This is a genomic window from Flavobacterium flabelliforme, from assembly GCF_017948675.1.
Taxonomy (GTDB): domain Bacteria; phylum Bacteroidota; class Bacteroidia; order Flavobacteriales; family Flavobacteriaceae; genus Flavobacterium; species Flavobacterium pygoscelis.
The window spans coordinates 89005-109587 of the sequence record NZ_JAGFBU010000004.1; the positions used below are offsets into that span (position 1 = coordinate 89005).

Sequence of the window (20583 nt, forward strand, 5' to 3'; positions counted from 1 at the left end):
TTTTTGTTTAACGTTATTTTTTTATTGTTAAACAAAATAATAAATTTTATATTTGCATGCTATTTTAAAAGTTCAGGATTTTATAAATCACTTTTAATTAGAGAAGCAACACTAAATTTAATATGCTAGATTAAATAAGACAATGGAAAATAAAAAACCCGATAATATAGTTTATTCAGAAAACGAAGGATACAATGCAAACCTACTGCCCTACGGGACAAGTGTTGGTGCTCCCGCGATTAGAGTAGATGATTTAGTTTCTTGGAAAAGTAGAGGTATTACTACTGTAAATAAGGAATTCGAGATTAAGTTTAGTGAACTAAAATCTCAGTATGAAAGTTTAATTCAAGAATTTGAGTGGAACGAATTAGTGTATAACTCTAAATTTTCTTTTGAACCCGTGGTAGGAGAGATTTACCATTTATATAAAAGTATTGATGGATCTGATTTTCTATCATTAATAGGTCCTCAAGAGTGGAATAAAGAACATATAGGAACTTTTAAACTGAATAGCGATAAAAAATGGATTCATATATCTTAAAATTATATTCAATCCCATTTTAATAAATGATTAGTCTATTTTGAATTTACTTTTATATAACATTTTATAACTATAGCTTTCCTTAGTTAAAATTTTTCTATTTTTATAAAAAAAGTTCCTCATGAATACTACGGCTACATCTTTATTTATTTTTTGTTTTATGTTAGGGATAATTTCTTGTAAATCCCAAACTATTTCAGAAAGTGTTCGTGAGAAAAGCAATTTTATTAGCGACACTACCTTTGTCAATTTAAAGGATTATAGTGAGGATTTTGTGTTCGATATGAAGTACGCAACTACCGATAATTTTCTTAAAGCAAAAGTTTACGATTGCGCGGAATGTTATTTAAGACTAAAAACAGTGGAGTCTTTGCTTGAAGCCAATAAAAAATTCATTGAAAAGGGATATAGAATCAAAATTTTTGATTGCTATCGTCCTTTAGATATTCAAAAAAAAATGTGGTCTATTGTTTCAAATCCTATATATGTAGCCAATCCCTCTAAAGGTTCTATCCACAATAGAGGTGGAGCGGTTGACATTACTTTAGTCGATCGTACAGGAAAAGAATTAGAAATGGGAACTTCCTTTGATCATTTTGGCAAAGAAGCGAGTCATAATTACAAGAACGTATCAAAACAAATTAAAAATAATAGAAAACTATTAAAAACAATTTTAATCGAAAGTGGTTTTAATTCATTTGATTCTGAATGGTGGCATTACAATTTAAAATTGGGTTTGAATGATAAGGTGTCAAATTTTAAATGGGATTGTGATTAATGTTATTCTACACACTTTAAATTTTCTATAAAATAGGTTTCAGGATAATAGATTTCATTATTTAGTTCCGATTTAAATTCTTTTTTCATTACATAATCTTCTGTTTCAGTTAGATATTTAATGCGCATCAGGGATACTGGAGATTTTTTTAATTCTTCAAAATTATCTTTCAAAAAAAGGAACACGCCAGAATTGACTCTATTATCAAAACCTTTGGCATCGCGAATAGTTGTTCCGCAATTTTCTTGATCAATGTGCACTAAAGTGACTATTTTTCCATTGTTCAATTGTAAATAAAGTTTAGAATTTTTATCGAAACAGTTCACTTTTATAAAACCTTTACTCTTTTGTATGAGTTGAACATTTAAGGAAGGCGTTCCGTCTGTATTGGCTAAAGAATAATAAATATAACTAGCGTTTCCAGCAAAGTTTTTTTCACTAATCATATATTCTTTAGTCTCTTTATAAGTTCCGATAGAGTCAGTTACATTGACACTATATTCACATGGTTTTTGAGCCATTATACTCAGGCTGAAAAGAAATATAGCGGTCGTTATTATTTGTTTCATTTTATTTAAATTTTGCTGCAAATTAGAATTATTTTTTCATTATTCATATCCGTTGTAAAAAAACAATACAGAGAACCTCCCTCTTTTATTTTCCATTTTTTACGAATGCTTTCTACAGTTTCAGGAAAATTACGTGTCGTAATATTGGCTTGCTTGTTCTCTAAGAAAGATTTCATTTCCGTTTTATGATAAGCAATTTGGTTTTGAATTTTAAATACTCTTCCAGGAAACGGAATTAAAACTTCGGAAGTATAAAGATGGGAATGTTTATGAAGTTTATAAAGTTTATAAAATGCACCAACTTCTTCAAAACCACCCGATTTCATTATTGCGCTATTGGGTTCGTAAAGGTATTTTTTTGGATTACTAAAGGGTAAAAATTCAGTTGGCTCATTTAATGTGAAATCAAATTTTTCGCAACTATCTTTCAATAAATTAACAGTTTTAATCTTTGGCTTTCCTGAAAAGGAAGAATGTAATTCCCACAATAATTCTTTTACTTCATTCTCTACGGCAACAATATGAATTACAGCAACATTTTCTAATTCTGATAGTCCAGCAGAAATATCAAGAAGTGGTGCCGTTTTAATTAAAATTGATTTTGAGTTTTTGAAATAAAATTGCAAATTTTCAGGAACATTTGGTAAGCAGTCTTTAAGTAAGAAAACTTTTCCTTTGGCATCATTTCTTCGCGAAGGATCTATGTAAATCCAATCCCAATGTCTATTTAATTTTTTTAAGGTTTCCGAGCTGTCTTCTGCATAGCAAGTACAGTTTGAAACCTGCAATTGCTTAAAGTTATGTTGTACAATAGCAGATAACTCAGGATTGATTTCACAATGTGCAATCTTTTTTATTTTTTTTGAAAAATAATAATCATCTACTCCAAATCCTCCAGACAAATCAATTAAGCTTTCCCCTGAAACAATCGATGCTTTATAGGAAGCAGTTTTTTCTGAAGAGGTTTGTTCCACAGAAATTTTACTTGGATAAATAATGTTTGTCGTAGCGAACCAATTGGGTAATTTATCCTTTGCTTTTGTTTTAGCTTCAATTTGATTTAAGATGATAATCCAATTTATCTCTGGGAAAGGATTTTTTTGTAGCGCTAATTTTGAAATGCTTGTTCCGATATTGGCATCAATAAAAGCTTGTATTTTTTGGTCTAAAATCGATAAATCCAACATTAAATATCTTTAGTTAGTAACTTGATAACCTTGTTTTCCGGAAAAAACTCTTTGCCGATGACTTTAATAATGGTGTACAAAGGAACGGCAATGATCATTCCTAGAATACCAAAAAGAAATCCTGCAGTAAGGATAACTAAGAAAATTTCTAAAGGGTGCGAACTAACACTTTTAGAAAAAATAATAGGTTGTGATACGTTGTTGTCAATTATTTGTACAATCCAAAAACCAATCAAAACATAGAGTGTAGTGGGTAAAATTTCAGTTTGAAAGTCTGTTCCCAAGTTGCTTAACATGGTTAATACGGCTGCTAAAATAGAGGCGATTAATGGACCAATATAAGGAATGATGTTTAAGACAGCACACAAAAAGGCAATTATCAAGGCATTAGGAAGTCCAAAAATAAACAATACAATTAAGTAGAGTATAAACACAATAAATAATTGAAGCAACAAGCCAATAAAATAACGAGATAATAAATGATTTGTTTTTTCTAAAGAATTCAGAATTTGCTCTTCGTGGCTATTGGGTATTAATTTCTTTGCGCCAATTAGAAAATTTTTTCGATCTTTTAAAAAGAAAAAAGTAATAAATAATACAGAAGCTAAACCCATTCCGAAACTGCTTATTGTTCCCAGAAGCATGTTGAGAAAGTCGGTAACGAAATTAAAATTTAGTTTAGAAGTAATATTAGATTCCTTTAAAACGGCTGCCGAATCAATTTTGTGGTTTTCTAAAAATGCACTAATTTGATTTAATAATTGTGTGATGTTTTTTTCAATTTCACCAGTATTTAGTAGTGATAAATTTTGTCCTTGCGATGATATTAATGGAATAAACAGCATAATGAATCCAAAAATAATTAATACAAAGATCAATAAAACGGCTATTGTAGCAAATAAGTGATTGAACTTTAATCTTCTTTTGAAAAAATCTAAAATTGGATTTCCTATCAAAGTAAGAATAAGGGAAACAATAAGATATATTATTACAGATTGAATTTTATAAAAGAATAACAATCCTAACCCAATAAAAATTAAGGTTAAAACTGCTCTTAGTATTCCATTTGAAATAATTTTTGATGATATCATAGCTTTAATTTAATTGGTAAATATAAAAAAACTCGCTAACAAGTAGCGAGTTTTAAATTCAAATAAAACTAAAAAAATTATTATCTAAAACTAGCTCTAGATCCTCCTGCAACGAAAAGAGCCGCCATTCTACTTTTTTGTCCATTACTAAACATATACATTCCTCTATCATCAGAATAATCCATGTAGTTCATTGTCATCTCAACTGGTGTACCAGAACAAGTACTGTAGTGAGGATAAGCAGGAACTCCATAATTAGGTGCGTTATGAGTTGGTGTATCTGAAACTAAATCACTTCCGCAATTTGCATCACCCCAAATATGACGTAAGTTCATCCAGTGACCTACTTCGTGAGTTGCTGTTCTTCCTAAGTTAAAAGGTGCACTAACTGAACCAGTAGTTCCAAATGCATTATTATCTATTACAACACCATCCGTTGATGATGCTCCTCCAGGAAATTGTGCATACCCTAAAATACCACCACCTAAATTACATGACCACATGTTTAAAACTGTTGTTGGCGTAGTAGGAGCAATTCCTGTAGCTGCTTTTTTCATGGCATCATTTGTTGTCCAAGATGTTGTAGTAGTAGCTTTTCTTACAATATTTTGTAATACAAAAGTAATACCTACATTGGCTTTAACTCCAGAAAATAAAGCAGGTACAGAGTTAAAATCACTGTTTAAAGCATTGTAATCTCTGTTCAATACATCTATTTGAGACTGTATTTGTGCGGTAGAAATGTTTTCAGCTGCTGTTTTGTATAATACATTTACTACAACTGGAATTTCAATTTTTCCATTTACTAATCGACCACTCAACATTGCATTTTGAGTAAAGTCTTCAATTTTATTCATTCTTAAAGCTAAAGTAGGATCAGCTTTCATTTGTGCTTCTAGTACTTCTTGTGAAGCACAACCGCGTTGTAAAATTGCAGTAGTATCTACTGTTGTTTCTGTTGTCTCATTTTGACAAGAAAAAAGCATCAATAAAGCTGCTGCTGATAAAAAAATTTTCTTCATGATTTGGTTTGTTAAAAATTATTGGTTTTGGTTAATTAATAAACAATTTTATAAAAAATTATCAATATAAAAAATTTATATATCTTTTTTTTGACAATAAAAAGACAATTTCTATATTTTGTTGAGTTTACAGATTATTTATAAGTAGGTTTAAACTTACTTTTTTTGTTTAAAAAACAGCTATTTAATATTTGTCTATGATTTTTTTTGGATTATTTTTTGTTGAAATTTTGGATGAAAAATCAAAAGAGAGCAACGGAATAAAACATAATTTTTTTAAAATAGTAAAGAAATTATATAATATTCTGATTCTTTGGGAGGTACTGTCTTTTGGAACAAAAAGAGTACATAATGTTGACTTTATTATTAGTTATTAAAAATATAACTAATAATATTAGCACCCATTTTAAGTGCTTTATCGCGAATTTCTTTGGGATCATTATTCACTTCGGCATCTTCCCATCCATCACCTAAATCACATTCGTAGGTGTAAAGCAAAACTAATTTGCTATCTACAAAGATTCCAAATGCTTGTGGACGCTTGCCGTCATGTTCATGTATTTTAGGTAATCCGTTTGGAAAAGAATTAGGTTTTTGAAAAATCAAGTGACTACTTGGAATTTCAGTAAGAGGGTTATTGGGGAATATTTTTTTTATTTCTTTTCTAATGTATTGATCCATACCATAATTATCATCAATATGAAGAAAGCCACCCGCTAATAAATATTTTTTAAGGTTATCAATATCAGAATCACTAAAAACAACATTCCCATGACCAGTCATATGTATAAATGGATACGAAAATAAGTCAGGACTGCTTGGTTCTACTACTGCAGGTTTAAGTTTTATTTGTGTGTTAATGGTGGCATTACAATATTTTATCAAGTTTGGTAATGAAGTAGGATTGGCATACCAATCACCACCACCGCTATATTTGACCAAAGCAATTTCTTGCGCAAATGATGGTAAAGTAAGCAATACTAAAAGATAAAATATTTTTTTCATTGTTATAAATGTTTAGTCTTCGTTGACAAAAACTACACTATGACAAGCTACAATAGCTGCAGTTTCTGTTCTCAATCTAGTATTTCCTAATGACACAGGGATGTACTCATTGCTGAGTGCTAATGCAATTTCTTTTTCTGAAAAATCGCCTTCAGGGCCTATTAACAGAGTAATATTTTGATTGGGTTGTAACACAGATTTAAATGTTTTTTTATCAGCATCTTCACAATGTGCGATCATTTTTACATTTTCATTGCTATTGTTAACAAATTCTTTAAAGGTGATGGCTGGATTCAATTTAGGTAGATACAACTCATTAGATTGCTTCATAGCAGCCAATAAAATTTTATCAAATCTTTCGTTATTGATTACCTTTCTTTCAGAATGATCACAGATAATCGGTGTTATTTCATGTATTCCGATCTCTGTGGCTTTTTCTAAAAACCATTCGTAACGATCATTCATTTTTGTAGGAGCTACAGCGAGATGCAATCTGAATTTGGAAGGAGGTGTTTTTTCAAACGAAATTATTTTAACGGTACATTTACTGTCCGAAGCTAAAGTTATTTCTGTCTTAAACAAAAAACCTAATCCATTTGTTACATATAATAGATCTGTATCTTTTTTTCGCAATACCTTAATAATGTGTTTGCTTTCTTCTTTATCAAAAGTGAATGTTTCTGTAGTTTCGTTTATGGTAGGGCTGTAAAATAATTGCATAGTTATAATTGTATTCTTGCTTTAGAAACAACTGCAGTTGTTTCAAAGGTTTGATTTAAAAATTTTTGATATCCAACAATTCCTATCATTGCTGCATTATCTGTTGTATATTCAAATTTTGGAATAAAGGTTTTCCAACCATAGGCATTTTCTGCTTCCTTTAATGTTTTTCTAATACCTGAATTCGCAGAGACACCTCCTCCAATTGCGATTTGTTTAATTCCGGTTTCTTTTACTGCCAATTTTAGTTTATCCATTAAAATTTCGATAATTGTATGTTGAATTGAGGCGCAAATATCATTTAGATTTTCGTCAACAAAAGCTGGATTCTCTAATTTTTTCTTTTGAATAAAATACAATATCGCTGTTTTTAATCCAGAGAAGCTAAAGTCTAATCCTGGAACTTTTGGTTTTGTAAATACAAACGCTTTCGGATTTCCTATTTGTGCATATTTATCTATTAACGGTCCGCCAGGATAGGGTAGTCCTAATATTTTTGCACTTTTATCAAAAGCTTCACCAACAGCATCATCAGTTGTTTCGCCGATAACGGTCATTTCAAAAAAGTGATCTACCTTAATAATTTGAGTATGACCACCACTGATGGTTAAGGCTAAGAAAGGAAAAGTGGGTTTCTCAAAACCATCTTCGGCAATAAAATGAGCTAAAACATGAGCTTGCATGTGGTTTACAGCTATCAAAGGAATTTGTAATGCCAATGCCATCGATTTTGCAAAAGAACTGCCTACCAAAAGTGATCCCATTAATCCTGGGCCTTGCGTAAAAGCAATTGCAGATAACTGTTCTTTTTGTATATTTGCTTTGCGAAGTGCGGCATCAACTACGGGAACAATATTTTGTTGGTGTGCACGGGAAGCTAGTTCTGGAACAACGCCACCGTATTGGTTATGAATTAGCTGATTTGCTACAACATTTGATAGTACTTTATCGTTGTGTAAAACAGCTGCTGCTGTATCGTCACAAGAACTTTCGATAGCCAGAATAAAAACCTCGGAATTTTGCATAAAAAGGCACAAATTTTGAATTACTTTTGACAAGTCGATTATACAATTGTATTAATTTGTCAAAGTCCAAAATTAGAGAATTTTTGTCAAAGACATCCCGTTTCTCGTGGCAAAATGAAATATTAGAAAATTTAAATAATAAAAAGGTATCAAAAAAATTGTAAAAATAGCATTTCGTTCCCTCATTGGATTAATTCTCCTTTTATTGATTCTTGCCATTGCACTAACTTTGCCAGTTGTGCAAACTAAAATTGCTCATTATTTTACAAATACGATTAATAAAGATTTTGGAACAAATATCGCCATCGAAGGAGTTTCAATATCTGTTTTTGGAGGAATAAAGTTCAAAGAGGTTCTTATACGCGACCATCATAATGATACTTTAATTTATTCTCAAAGAATTGCAACCACTATTTTAGAAGGGAAAAAATTATTAGATGGTGATTTGATTTTTGATGGTTTGGAGTTAAAAGGTTTGTTGTTTAACCTAAAAACTTATAAAAACGAAAAAGACTCTAATCTTGATAAATTTGTTGCTGCTTTTGAAACTGGAAAACCCTCTACAAGAAAATTTTTGCTCAAAGCCAATAAATTACAAATACAAAACGGGCATTTTATTTTAACAGATGAGAATCGAGAAAATCCAAAAGATGTAGATTTTACAAAGTTAAATGCTTCCGTAACTAATTTTATGATTTTTGGTCCAGAGGTCACTACAACCATAAATAAGATGTCATTTTTAGATTTTAGAGGTTTGTATGTTAAAAATTTAAAATCAAAATTCTCTTATTCAAAGAAAAATATAAAATTAGAAGATCTTGATTTATTAACGAAGGAATCTACAGTAGTGGGTACTGTTTTGCTAAAATATAAAATTGAAGACTTTAGTGATTTTAATGATAAAGTTTTATTTGATATCAAACTAAAATCAGCTTCAATTGCCTCAAATGATATTCGCCATTTTTATAATGAAATAGGAAAAAATCAGCATTTTTATGTAAAAACAAAGATCACTGGGACGTTAAATAATCTTAGTCTTACTAATTTAAAATTAGTAGATGATCGCATGACGGCGATAAATGGTAATATTAATTTTAAAAATTTATTTGCTAAAAAAGGACAGCAATTTTCGATGTATGCTCAATTTGATAAGTTAACTTCAACTTATGATGATTTAGTAGTGATTTTGCCTAATATTTTAGGTAACAAATTGCCAACTTCTTTAAAGAAATTAGGAAGATTTACTGCCTCTGGAACTTCTAGTGTTTCTACAACTGCAGTTGAAGCCGATTTTTCAATGGTAACTCAACTAGGAAACGTAACATCAAATTTGGCGATTCAAAATATTGATAATATAGACAAAGCATCGTATGTTGGAAATGTGATTATGGATAATTTTGACATTGGTACCTTGTTGGAACAAAAAGATTTAGGAAGAGTTAGCCTTAATATTGATGTTGATGGAAAAGGTTTTAAACAAAAATATTTGGATACAGCCATTAAAGGTGATATTAGTAAAGTAGATTTTAGAAACTACAGTTATACAAATGTAGTAGTTGACGGAACGCTGAAAAGTCCCAAATACAAAGGTCTTATTTCGATTAGTGATCCTAATCTAACTATGACATTTGATGGTTTATTGGATATTAGCAAAAAAGACAGTCGCTATGATTTTCATGTAAATGTTGAGAATGCTGATTTAAATAAATTAAAATTAGTAAAAGATTCAATCTCTGTTTTTAAAGGAGATGTTGTGGTACAGGCTTCGGGTAATAATATCGAGAATTTTCAAGGAAATGTTTACATCAACAAGACTTCCTATAAAAATGCAAAAGACACCTATAATTTTGATGATTTTACCATAAATTCTGTTTTCGATAAAAGTAGGATAAGAACTATTACTGTTAACTCTCCTGATATTGTACAAGGAGAAATAATTGGTCGTTATGAGTTTAGTCAGTTAAAAAACTTGGTTAAAAATTCTTTGGGAAGTTTGTACACGAACTTTAAACCTCACAAAGTAAAAAAGGGACAGTTTCTTAAATTTAATTTTTCAATCTATAATAAAATCATAGAAATATTTTTTCCAGAAATAGCTATCGGTGCTAATACGGTTGTTAAAGGGAATATTAATTCGGATAATCAAGAGTTTAAATTCAATTTTAATTCACCTCAAATTGTAGCTTCAGACAATACATTTGATAATATTAATATTGCTGTAGATAATAAAAATCCGTTGTATAATGCTTATATAGAGTTGGATAGTATTAAAACTAAATATTACAAAATACGTGATTTTAGTTTGATAAATGTGACCATGAAAGATACCTTATTCTTTCGTTCGGAATTTAAAGGAGGCAATAATGCAGAGGATTATTACAATCTCAACTTATATCACACAATTAATAAAGACAATAATAACGTTGTAGGAATTAGCAAATCTGAGGTTAAATTTAAAGATTATTTGTGGTTTTTGAATGAGAATGAAACAACGGATAATCAAATTGTCTTTGATAAAACATTTGAAAATTTCAATATTGATAATATCATATTGTCACATGAAAATCAATCGATCACATTAGGAGGAATATTTAAAGGGCCCACGGTAAAAGATTTAAATTTAAAATTTAAAGATGTAGATTTAAATCAAATTACGCCAACGAATGATAAGTTTTTCCTCGAAGGAAATATAAATGGAGATATAAGTTTTAAGCAAAACAAGAATGTTTATCAGCCTACTGCCTCAATTGTTATTGATAATTTAAATGTAAATAAAATAGATCTCGGAGTGCTTAACTTTGATATTCAAGGCGATGAAAGCCTTAAGAAATTTACAATAAATTCAAACTTAGAAAATAAAGATTTAGAATCATTTAATGCCGACGGAAGTTTTGAAATCATTGACAAACAGACCATTTTAGATTTAAAACTTAAATTTGATAAATTTAATATAGGTACATTAAATAAATTGGGAGGAGATGTTTTGTCTAATGTAAGAGGTTTGATTTCTGGTAATGCCACTATAGAAGGTAATTTAAAGAAACCAAACATCAATGGTCGTCTTTTTCTAGATAAAGCAGGATTAACAATCCCGTATCTCAACGTTGATTATGCCTTGAGTGATAATACGATTATAGATTTAACGGATGAGCGTTTCTTATTTAGAAACAATACACTTACTGATACGAAATACGGTACCAAAGGGAGTTTGAACGGAAATATTGAACATAAAAACTTTGGCGATTGGAAATTAGATTTAGCGATTAGTTCTAAACGACTTTTGGCGTTAGATACAAAGGATAGTGAAGATGCTGCCTATTATGGTACCGCATTTATTGATGGTTCTGCCACAATCAAGGGGCCCACAAATTCGTTATTTATAAAAGTAGATGCAAAGTCTGAAAAAGGGACCGCGTTCAAAATTCCTATTAATAATGCCGAAAGTGTAAGTGATAATATTTTTATTCATTTTGTCACCGAAAAAGAGAAATACAACTTGAAAAATGGTATTGTTGATAATTCTAGAAATTATAACGGATTAGAATTAGAGTTTGATTTTGATATCACACCAGATGCAGAAGTAGAAGTAATCCTAGATCGAAATACAGGTCATGGTATGAAAGGAAAAGGATTTGGATCTTTGTTGTTTAAGATTAATACTTTAGGTAAATTTAATATGTGGGGAGATTTCCAGGCGTATGAAGGAACTTATAATTTTAAATATGGTGGACTAATAGATAAGAAATTTGAGGTTAAAAAAGGAGGATCTATTACTTGGGAAGGAAACCCGATGAAAGCCCAGCTGAATCTTGAGGCAGTTTATAAAACGACTGCTAATCCAGCAGTTTTATTGGATAATTCCTCTTTTAATACAAAAGTTCCAGTTGAAGTAGTAATTGGTGTTCGTGGCGATTTAACCAGTCCAGAGCCTGATTTTAACATCGAATTTCCAACAGTAAGTAACGTATTGAAATCGGAAATACAATATAAACTGAATGACAAGGATGTTAGACAAACTCAAGCCTTGTATTTATTGTCTTCTGGTGGTTTTTTAAGTCCAGAAGGTGTAAGTCAGTCCGACTTTTCAGGAAGTTTATTTGAGACTGCTTCTAGTATTTTAGGAGGGATTATTCAGTCGGATGACGATAAGTTCAAAGTTGGACTTAATTTTATTGGTGCAGACCGAAGAATAGGACGAGAAACAGATGGAAGATTTGTGGCTACTATTTCTTCAAAGATTAATGATCGAGTTACCATCAACGGAAAATTAGGAGTTCCTTTTGGCGGTATCAATGAATCTGCGATAATTGGAGATGTAGAAGTTCTTTTCCGAGTTAACGAAGATGGAACACTAAACTTAAGACTCTTTAACAAAGAAAACGATATTAATTACGTAGGACAAGGAATTGGTTATACACAAGGGTTAGGGGTTTCTTATGAAGTAGATTTTGATACTTTTAAGGAGTTTGTGAATCAAATTTTTAAAAACCTAAAATTTGAAAAAATATCAAGTCCTGTATCCGAAGATCAAGATTCTAATTTGTCTCCAGATTACATCAATTTTCAAGGATCTAAGAAAACAAATACAGAGAAGATTAAAAAGAACCACGAGGGACTACTCCCAGAAGAAAATTAATAAAGCACCAATTTTATATTTTATTTGCTTCGCTCCTTTATAAATTGACACTGTTTACTAAGAATAGTGTTAGGAAATAAAAGGGAGCGAATCTTCTTTTTATTAAAATAAAACTTTACTGATTACATGTATTCATAAACTAATGTTGTAATTTGTTTTTTTATAAAATATAACGTGCTACTTAAAAAATGGTACATAAAAGTTAATTTTTTTTTTAAAACGTTCCATTATCTTCAATTTTTTTTTGATTTGTGAAAACTTATCAACGAAAACGTTTGAATTAAAATCACTGACTTGTTTTATTAAAATCATAAGCCTTGAAAGTAATTTATGTTTGCTAATTTTACACTTTAATACATTAAATAATGCCAAAAACAATAAAAAAAATTGGTGTTCTAACCTCAGGAGGTGACGCACCAGGGATGAATGCTGCGATTCGTTCCGTTGTTCGAACATGTGCCTATCATAACATAGAATGTATAGGAATTTATAGAGGATATCAAGGAATGATCGAAGGTGATTTTAAAGATATGGGACCTAGAAGTGTAAATAACATTGTCAATAAAGGGGGAACCATATTAAAATCAGCTCGTTCTAACGAATTTAAAACTCCCGAAGGAAGAAAAAAAGCACATGAAAATCTTGTAAAAGCAGGAATAGATGCCCTAGTGGTAATTGGTGGTGATGGAACATTTACTGGAGGACTATTATTTAGTACTGAATTTAATTTTCCAATAATGGGGATTCCTGGTACTATTGACAATGATATTTTTGGCACTAGCCACACCCTTGGATATGATACTGCACTGAATACAGTGATAGAAGTTATTGATAAAATAAGAGATACAGCAAGTTCGCACAATCGTTTGTTTTTCGTCGAAGTAATGGGTAGAGATGCAGGACATTTGGCCCTAAATGCAGGAATAGGAGCAGGAGCTGAAGAAATTCTTATTCCTGAAGAAGATTTAGGATTGGAACGTCTGTTAGAATCGCTACAAAAAAGTAAAGCATCTGGCAAATCATCAAGTATAGTAGTGATTGCAGAAGGAGATAAAATAGGAAAAAACGTATTCGAACTAAAAGATTATGTTGAAGCCAATTTACCCGAATATGATGTAAGAGTTTCTGTTTTAGGACACATGCAACGCGGTGGTTCACCATCATGTTTTGATAGAGTTTTAGCCAGTAGATTAGGCGTAAAAGCAGTAGAATCCTTAATAGAAGGGAAAGAAAGTTATATGGTTGGTTTGCAATGTGATAAAATTTCACTTACTCCTTTAGATCAAGCAATTAAAGGGAAAACAGAAATAGATAGAGAATTATTGAGGGTTTCAGATATCATGTCTACCTAGTGTTTTTAAAATCTATAGTGAGAAATTAGATTTTAAAATTAAGTGCAATAGAATAAGGAGAATTCATAAAATTTTAGACACTATGTCTACCAGATTTGTTAAAGTTTATTGTGAGGAAATTAGACTTTATGTTGGGTTAATAAATAAACTAAAAATTAAAGTAAAATGTCAAAAGTAAAATTAGGAATAAACGGGTTTGGAAGAATTGGAAGAATTGTTTTTAGAGAAACTTATAATAGAGATAATGTAGAAGTAGTAGCTATCAATGACTTATTAGATGTAGATCATTTAGCATACTTATTAAAATATGATTCCGTTCACGGTCGTTTTGCAGGAAAAGTAGAAGTAAAAGAAGGTAAATTATTTGTCAATGATAAACACATTCGTGTGACTGCAGAGAAGAATCCTGCTGACTTAAAATGGGATGAAGTGGCTGTTGATGTTGTTGCTGAATGTACCGGTTTTTTTACCACATTAGAAACTGCTAATGCACATATTGTTGGTGGAGCAAAAAAAGTTGTTATTTCTGCACCATCTTCAGATGCTCCGATGTTCGTTATGGGAGTAAATCACGAAAAAGCGCTTCTAACAGATACTATTGTTTCTAATGCTTCTTGTACGACAAACTGTTTAGCACCTTTAGCAAAAGTTATTAATGATAATTTTGGTATAGTAGAGGCTTTGATGACAACAGTTCATGCAACTACTTCGACTCAAATGACAACAGACGGACCTTCAAAAAAAGATTGGAGAGGCGGTCGTGCTGCTTCTTGTAACATAATTCCATCTTCTACTGGAGCCGCAAAAGCAGTTGGCAAAGTGATTCCAGAATTAAATGGTAAGTTAACAGGCATGGCTTTTAGAGTTCCTACAACGGATGTTTCGGTGGTAGATTTAACTTTAAAAGTTGCTAAAGAAACTTCTTATGAAGAAATAATGGCAGTATTGAAAACAGCTTCTGAAACAACAATGAAAGGTGTATTAGGCTTTACTGAAGATTTAGTGGTGTCACAAGATTTTGTATCCGATCCTAGAACTTCTATTGTAGATGCTAAAGCCGGTATTGGATTGAATAGCACTTTTTTCAAAATTATATCTTGGTACGATAATGAATATGGATATTCTAGTAAATTGATTGACTTGTCTGTTCATATTGCAGGTTTAAAATAATTATATATATTTACAAATCCCGTTATCTTTTTTTAACGGGATTTTATTTTTTATCATTTAACTATTTGTGATCAGTAGTAAATGACAAAATTCTAACCCAAACCACAAAATAAAAAACAACACAAAATGAGATTAATAGTTGATAGTGGCTCTACCAAAGCCGATTGGATTGCAATAAACGAAGAGGGTAAAGTATTGTTTACAACTCAAACTTTAGGATTAAATCCAGAAATACTTGAGGGCAATGAAATTATTGATCGGTTAAATGATCGTTTTGATATTTTACAAAACAAAAAAGAAGCTACTCATTTGTTTTTTTATGGCGCTGGTTGTGGTACCGAACGTATGAAGCTTATGTTGTCACAAATTTTTAAAGAATATTTTACAAATGCGATTATATCTGTTGAAGAGGATACTTATGCAGCCGTATACGCGACAACTCCCAAGGGCGAAAAAGCAATTGTAAGTATACTAGGTACAGGATCAAACTGTAGTTATTTTGACGGTAAAGAATTACATCAAAAAGTACAATCTTTAGGATATATTGTAATGGATGATTGCAGTGGTAATGTTTTTGGAAAAGAATTGATCCGAAAATATTATTTTAATAAAATGCCTTTGGAACTCGCTCTTAAATTTGAAAAAGAATATGATTTGAATGCAGATGCGGTAAAAAGTAAATTGTACAAAGAGGCTAATCCTAATGCTTATCTTGCAACTTACGCTAAGTTTTTAATTCAAAATAAAGACACGGAATTTTGTAGAAAAATTATCTTTAAAGGAATGAAATCTTTTGTGAAAAATTATATTAAGCAATATGATAATTGTAAAGAAGTACCAGTACATTTTGTAGGTTCTATTGCTTTCTATTTAAAGGAGGAATTACAAGAAACTTTTGATAAATATGAGTTGAAATTAGGGAATGTATTGCGTAGACCAATAGATGGACTAATTGCTTATCATGTAACTAATAAATAAGTAAAAATAAATTCCAACATCCTACTTATATGTGGATGTTGGAATCTCTATTTCTCTTTAATTGTCTTATAAAATGGCTATCATTGAGATTTCTACATTTACATTTTTGGGCAAACAAGCTACTTGAACTGTTTCGCGAGCTGGAGCCGTTTTTTCATTAAAGTAAGAACCATATACTTCGTTTATTTTTGCGAAATCATTCATGTCCATAATGAATATCGTAGTTTTGACCACGTTTTCAAAGGTCATTCCTGCAGCAGTCAAAACAGATTTCATGTTTTGCATTACTTGTTCTGTTTCCCTTTCAATTGTTTCCGTAATTAATGTTCCAGTTGCTGGATTTATTGCGATTTGTCCAGAAGTATATAGTGTATTTCCTTTTAAAACAGCTTGACTGTATGGGCCAATTGGCGCAGGAGCATTCTCTGTAAAAATAATTTTTTTCATGTTTTTTCTTTTTTTTGTACTACAATTGAGCGTTGCTAAATTTAATAAACTTACTTTTTATCGATTAATAACGCTTCTTTTATCCCATTTGATGTCGCTCAACACACCAGATTTTATTCCGATGAAAAAGCCCCAATTTGCATTATTTCCAAAAGGAGACCAGTTAAAGTCCATTCTCCAACTTAGTAAATCTCTCTCAAAACGAAGTTGTGTAAAAGTCACTCCATTTTGTACAAAATCATAACCAGTAGATACGCCTGCTTTCCATTTTGGAGTTATATCTGCATTGGCAGAAATCATAATCGAATTTCCTATAATTTTATTTTCGCGATTGTTATTTCCATAGGTTAATGAATAAGCAAAAGTCATGTCCCAAGGCAATTTGGAGTTGAAAAATTCTGAAATTTTATCTACAACATCACTGTCTTCATCATTAAACTGACTTTTTCTAGTGTCGCCTAAATCTTTATTGGTACCAAATAAATCATCTTCTCGACCACCATTTCGTTGACTTTGGGTATTCTTTTCTTTGTTTTTATCTTCTTTTCCGCTACTCGAAAGAGAGTAGTTTATAGTCATATTAGAACTTGTCATTCTAAAAAGACTTCCTCCGTTATCAATATTAAATTTATTGATTCTTTTACCGGAGTTGTCAATAGCATAAGGATCTAATGTGGCGCCAAAATTCACATTCATTTTGTTCTCAAACAACTGCGTTCCACCACTTACACGTACCGGAGCAAGAGCAAGAGTGGTAACTCCGTCTGCATTTAGATTGTAACTTGTAGAAAGATTTAAGTTGTTCAGTAACATAATTTTCTTAGGCTCTGTTTTAGTGCTATCTCGATCAGTTACTTTGGCTTCAAAAGTATTGCTTAAATCAAAACCTATATTCTGAGAATTATTCAAACCAGGAGCACCAAAAATTCCATTTTCAAATCTAGAATATTGTTTGTCCATTCTACCACTAGCATCGGAAGAATAAGTGTCGTAATATTTTTCGAAACTCGGTGTGTAACCATACGATACAGATGGTCTCATGACGTGTCGTATAGACTTTATTCTTTTGTCTTGACCAAAATTAAAAGTACCATAAATTGTTGTTCCTACACTTGATGAAAAAGAATAGGTTCTAAAGGCATCAAAACCATTAACGATTTTGTCAACTACTTTGCTTTGATCGGTGTCATAACTTTTTTCTATAGTTTTTGTATACCAAATTTCCTCGTAATTTACAGCGGTTGAAGCACTAAAGTACTTGAATATTTTAAAGTTAGTGCTTAATGGAATGCTGTGTTGAAATCCAATTTTTGCGTCTCTAAACATTTGAGGTTTAAAGAATAATGAGTCTGTAGTTACAATACTATTACGACCGTTTAAGTTGTATTGTAAATTGATGTTTTTAAAGAAGCCTTTTTTAAGACCATCTTTTCCCACAAAAGGATATATTCGATCAACACTCAACTGTAAAGTTGGTAAAGTCATATTGATTTCTTCTGTTTGCGTGTTTTGTGAATGTGTTGCAGTCAATGACATTCTCACTTGCGGAACAGAATTAAACGTTTTAGAATAAGAAACTGATGAACTTAATGTATTATTTAAATTGGAACCAATATTGACCTGATTGATCGATTGCTTAAAATATTTACTACTCCCAAGATTCACAGAAGCAGAAAAACTTGAGTTAGGGCTAGATTTAGAATCTTTAGAGTGTGACCATTGAATGTTATAAATATTCTGTTTCAAATAATCTGGATACCCTCTTTCGCTAGTAATTAAATTTTCAAATCGAACATTTACGTTCCCTCTAAAATTATATCTTTTTGCATAACTGGATTCAAATCGCATTCCATAACTTCCATTGGTATAGTAATCTCCTAAAACCGTTAAGTCATAATTATCACTTAAAGCAAAATAATAACCTAAATTTTGAAGTGAAAACCCTCTTTGATTAGAGTCATTGTAACTAGGTAATATAAGACCAGAAATACTGGTTTCTTTGCTCATAGGAAAAAAAGCAAAAGGTAAAGCAATGGGCGTTGGAACATTTGCAATTACCATATTAGTTAATCCTGTGACTACTTTTTTTCCTGGAATAAATTTAACTTTATTAGTTTGGAAATAATATTCTGGATTATCAATGTCTTTTGAGGTAGTAAATCGTGCGCCTTTTAAGAAATAAACAGAGTCATTTTCTTTTTTTGTGACTGCAGCTTTAATTCTAAATTCCCCTTGTTCTGATCTAGAATTCCAAATTAATGCTTTTTTAGTTTTAAAATTAAAACGAATAGAATCAGGTTCAATAACATTGGCACCTTGCTTAAAATTTGGAAACTGAGTATATTTACCTGTAGAATCCTTTATTCTACCGGCATAAACCTCATTTTTTTCATAGTCCATTACTATTATTCCCGATTTTAACTCGATGTCCTGATAATATAATTCGGCATTATCATATAAAGTGATCAGTTTTTTCTTTTGATCTATTTTTGCATATTTTTCAGCTTTGTACTTTACTTTCCCGTCTAAAAAGGGCTTTTTAGCTAAAACAGTATCTTTTTTGATCGTGTCATTTTCTTTTTTAGTAGTTAGTAAAGGATTTTGAGCAGTACTAACTGTTTTTTTAGTGCTATCTGTCTGTTTACTAGCAGGTATAGCTGTGTTTTTTTTGATTATATCTTGTGCGTATAATTTACCAGAACCTAATGACAGGAAAAATGATAGTAAAACGATATTAAATAAGTTTGTATACAAAGGTTTAAATGCTATTTTTGTAATTTCTGGCTTGTTTTTTGAATTCTCAGAATTACATATTATTATTCGTCAAAAATAGTCAAATAAATTTATGACAGAAGTCTTTTAATTAAATTAACTTATAGCTTTATGCATAAAATATATAAAATTAAAATAATTGTAACTTTTATTTTAATGGTGATTTCGGCATCAGTATTCAGTCAATCTACTACTTTCAAAGTTACTTTAGACGCAGGTCATGGCGCACATGATTTTGGTGCTGTCTATGAAGGACGTATTGAAAAAAATATTGCACTTGCTATTGTTTTAAAAGTTGGAAAAATATTAGAAGCTACTCCGCAAATGCAGATTAATTACACTCGTAAAACGGATGTATTTATAGATTTGATCGAAAGAGCGAATATTGCCAATAGATTTAACGCTAATATTTTTGTTTCTATTCACTGTAATGCTAATAGAAATACAGCTGCGGATGGAACTGAGACTTATGTAATGGGTTTAAGTAAAGTAGCTTCCAATCTTGCGGCGGCTCAAAAAGAGAACTCTGTAATCACTTTAGAGAAAGATTATAAGCAAAAATATGAAGGGTTTGATCCTAATTCTCCTGAAACCATGATCGGAATGACTTTGATGCAAGAAGAATACCTTGATAATAGTATTTCATTGGCCAGTAAAATAGAAGATGCGTTTGCTGATTTAGGAAAAAAAATAAGAGGTGGAGGTGTAAAGCAAGCTCCTTTTATGGTTCTTCATAAAGCATACATGCCTAGAGTATTGATAGAAACTGGGTTTATTTCTAATACTATTGAAGGAAATTTATTGAACTCAGAAGAAGGCCAAAATGAAATTGCTAAAGCCATTGCTGATGCGATTGTAAGCTATAAGAAAGAATATTATGGGAACGGAGAAATAGAAATAACAGGAGAATTGCCTTCTCAAAAAATAAATGAAAAACCAATTCCTGATAATACTCCAGTAAGGCCAAAAATTACGACTCCATCAGAAGAACCAATATTGACTAAAAAGCCGGTTGAAGATAATGGGAAACCTATTTTTAAAGTTCAACTTTCTGCTACTATTAAAAAGGTTGAGTTAAGTCCGAGTAATTTTAATGGTTTAAAAAATATTTCAGTTAGTTTTGAAAATAATGTTTACAAATACATGTATGGCGAAACAACAGATTATAATGAAGCCAAACAAGATTTGCAAGAAGCTAAAAGAAAAGGATATAACACTGCATTTTTAATTGCTTATAAAAATGGTGAAAAGATTAATGTTCAGGACGCTATTAAATAATTACATTTTAAA

16 protein-coding genes are annotated in these 20583 nt (G+C 30.8%); 7 read left to right on the plus strand and 9 right to left on the minus strand.

Annotated elements, in window-relative coordinates:
- Positions 1-142 precede the first annotated feature (142 nt).
- The gene (locus J3S90_RS10975) at positions 143-541 is read left to right on the plus strand and encodes a DUF2452 domain-containing protein (protein WP_188050350.1); all 399 of its coding nucleotides are present in this window, start codon (positions 143-145) and stop codon (positions 539-541) included.
- Between the two features lie 121 nt (positions 542-662).
- The gene (locus J3S90_RS10980; RefSeq protein WP_210646238.1) at positions 663-1319 is read left to right on the plus strand and encodes a M15 family metallopeptidase; all 657 of its coding nucleotides are present in this window, start codon (positions 663-665) and stop codon (positions 1317-1319) included.
- Between the two features lie 2 nt (positions 1320-1321).
- Here the strand turns inward: J3S90_RS10980 and J3S90_RS10985 are convergent, their stop codons facing one another.
- The 7 genes from J3S90_RS10985 to tsaD all read right to left on the minus strand — a co-directional run bounded on the left by J3S90_RS10985 (position 1322) and on the right by tsaD (position 7938).
- Positions 1322-1888, minus strand: coding sequence for a hypothetical protein (locus J3S90_RS10985; protein ID WP_210646239.1), 567 nt, complete (start codon positions 1886-1888; stop codon positions 1322-1324).
- Between the two features lie 5 nt (positions 1889-1893).
- Entirely contained in the window at positions 1894-3072 is a 1179-nt protein-coding gene (locus J3S90_RS10990; protein WP_210646418.1) for a THUMP-like domain-containing protein, read from the minus strand.
- Between the two features lie 2 nt (positions 3073-3074).
- Entirely contained in the window at positions 3075-4166 is a 1092-nt protein-coding gene (locus J3S90_RS10995; RefSeq protein WP_188050353.1) for an AI-2E family transporter, read from the minus strand.
- Positions 4167-4246: 80 nt separating this feature from the next.
- A complete protein-coding gene (locus tag J3S90_RS11000; protein ID WP_188050354.1) occupies positions 4247-5188 on the minus strand; it encodes a zinc metalloprotease in 942 nt (313 codons plus the stop codon).
- A 366-nt stretch (positions 5189-5554) separates the two neighbouring features.
- Positions 5555-6193 (minus strand): DUF4159 domain-containing protein, encoded by a 639-nt coding sequence (locus J3S90_RS11005; RefSeq protein ID WP_210646240.1) that lies wholly within the window; start codon positions 6191-6193, stop codon positions 5555-5557.
- A 12-nt stretch (positions 6194-6205) separates the two neighbouring features.
- A complete protein-coding gene (locus J3S90_RS11010) occupies positions 6206-6913 on the minus strand; it encodes a 16S rRNA (uracil(1498)-N(3))-methyltransferase (protein ID WP_210646241.1) in 708 nt (235 codons plus the stop codon).
- A 2-nt stretch (positions 6914-6915) separates the two neighbouring features.
- A complete protein-coding gene (gene tsaD / locus J3S90_RS11015) occupies positions 6916-7938 on the minus strand; it encodes a tRNA (adenosine(37)-N6)-threonylcarbamoyltransferase complex transferase subunit TsaD (protein WP_210646242.1) in 1023 nt (340 codons plus the stop codon).
- Between the two features lie 238 nt (positions 7939-8176).
- On the opposite strand from tsaD, the gene J3S90_RS11020 reads away from it, so the two are divergent.
- From J3S90_RS11020 to J3S90_RS11035, 4 genes are all read left to right on the plus strand, one after another.
- Positions 8177-12574, plus strand: a complete 4398-nt coding sequence (locus tag J3S90_RS11020) for a translocation/assembly module TamB domain-containing protein (protein WP_317192539.1) — start codon at positions 8177-8179, stop codon at positions 12572-12574.
- A 365-nt stretch (positions 12575-12939) separates the two neighbouring features.
- Positions 12940-13926 carry a 6-phosphofructokinase gene (pfkA, locus tag J3S90_RS11025; RefSeq protein ID WP_188050358.1) on the plus strand — a complete coding sequence of 329 codons (987 nt, stop codon included), beginning with the start codon at positions 12940-12942 and terminating at the stop codon, positions 13924-13926.
- A 165-nt stretch (positions 13927-14091) separates the two neighbouring features.
- Positions 14092-15096: a type I glyceraldehyde-3-phosphate dehydrogenase gene (gap, locus tag J3S90_RS11030; protein ID WP_210646243.1), complete on the plus strand. Its 1005-nt coding sequence runs from the start codon at positions 14092-14094 to the stop codon at positions 15094-15096.
- A gap of 126 nt (positions 15097-15222) precedes the next feature.
- Positions 15223-16074 (plus strand): N-acetylglucosamine kinase, encoded by an 852-nt coding sequence (locus J3S90_RS11035; protein WP_188050360.1) that lies wholly within the window; start codon positions 15223-15225, stop codon positions 16072-16074.
- A gap of 66 nt (positions 16075-16140) precedes the next feature.
- Here the strand turns inward: J3S90_RS11035 and J3S90_RS11040 are convergent, their stop codons facing one another.
- Entirely contained in the window at positions 16141-16521 is a 381-nt protein-coding gene (locus J3S90_RS11040) for a RidA family protein (RefSeq protein WP_210646244.1), read from the minus strand.
- Positions 16522-16578: 57 nt separating this feature from the next.
- Positions 16579-19275, minus strand: coding sequence for a putative LPS assembly protein LptD (locus J3S90_RS11045; protein ID WP_236023933.1), 2697 nt, complete (start codon positions 19273-19275; stop codon positions 16579-16581).
- Positions 19276-19404: 129 nt separating this feature from the next.
- On the opposite strand from J3S90_RS11045, the gene J3S90_RS11050 reads away from it, so the two are divergent.
- Complete coding sequence (locus J3S90_RS11050) at positions 19405-20571, plus strand: N-acetylmuramoyl-L-alanine amidase family protein (RefSeq protein ID WP_210646245.1); 1167 nt, start codon at positions 19405-19407, stop codon at positions 20569-20571.
- Positions 20572-20583 lie beyond the last annotated feature (12 nt).

Bases quoted from the DNA above. Each gene is read 5' to 3' on its own strand.
- J3S90_RS10975 (WP_188050350.1), top strand. From the start codon at position 143: ATGGAAAATAAAAAACCCGATAATATAGTTTATTCAGAAAACGAAGGA.
- J3S90_RS10980 (WP_210646238.1), top strand. From the start codon at position 663: ATGAATACTACGGCTACATCTTTATTTATTTTTTGTTTTATGTTAGGG.
- J3S90_RS10985 (WP_210646239.1), bottom strand. From the start codon at position 1,888: ATGAAACAAATAATAACGACCGCTATATTTCTTTTCAGCCTGAGTATA.
- J3S90_RS10995 (WP_188050353.1), bottom strand. From the start codon at position 4,166: ATGATATCATCAAAAATTATTTCAAATGGAATACTAAGAGCAGTTTTA.
- J3S90_RS11000 (WP_188050354.1), bottom strand. From the start codon at position 5,188: ATGAAGAAAATTTTTTTATCAGCAGCAGCTTTATTGATGCTTTTTTCT.
- J3S90_RS11005 (WP_210646240.1), bottom strand. From the start codon at position 6,193: ATGAAAAAAATATTTTATCTTTTAGTATTGCTTACTTTACCATCATTT.
- J3S90_RS11010 (WP_210646241.1), bottom strand. From the start codon at position 6,913: ATGCAATTATTTTACAGCCCTACCATAAACGAAACTACAGAAACATTC.
- tsaD (WP_210646242.1), bottom strand. From the start codon at position 7,938: ATGCAAAATTCCGAGGTTTTTATTCTGGCTATCGAAAGTTCTTGTGAC.
- pfkA (WP_188050358.1), top strand. From the start codon at position 12,940: ATGCCAAAAACAATAAAAAAAATTGGTGTTCTAACCTCAGGAGGTGAC.
- gap (WP_210646243.1), top strand. From the start codon at position 14,092: ATGTCAAAAGTAAAATTAGGAATAAACGGGTTTGGAAGAATTGGAAGA.
- J3S90_RS11035 (WP_188050360.1), top strand. From the start codon at position 15,223: ATGAGATTAATAGTTGATAGTGGCTCTACCAAAGCCGATTGGATTGCA.
- J3S90_RS11040 (WP_210646244.1), bottom strand. From the start codon at position 16,521: ATGAAAAAAATTATTTTTACAGAGAATGCTCCTGCGCCAATTGGCCCA.
- J3S90_RS11050 (WP_210646245.1), top strand. From the start codon at position 19,405: ATGCATAAAATATATAAAATTAAAATAATTGTAACTTTTATTTTAATG.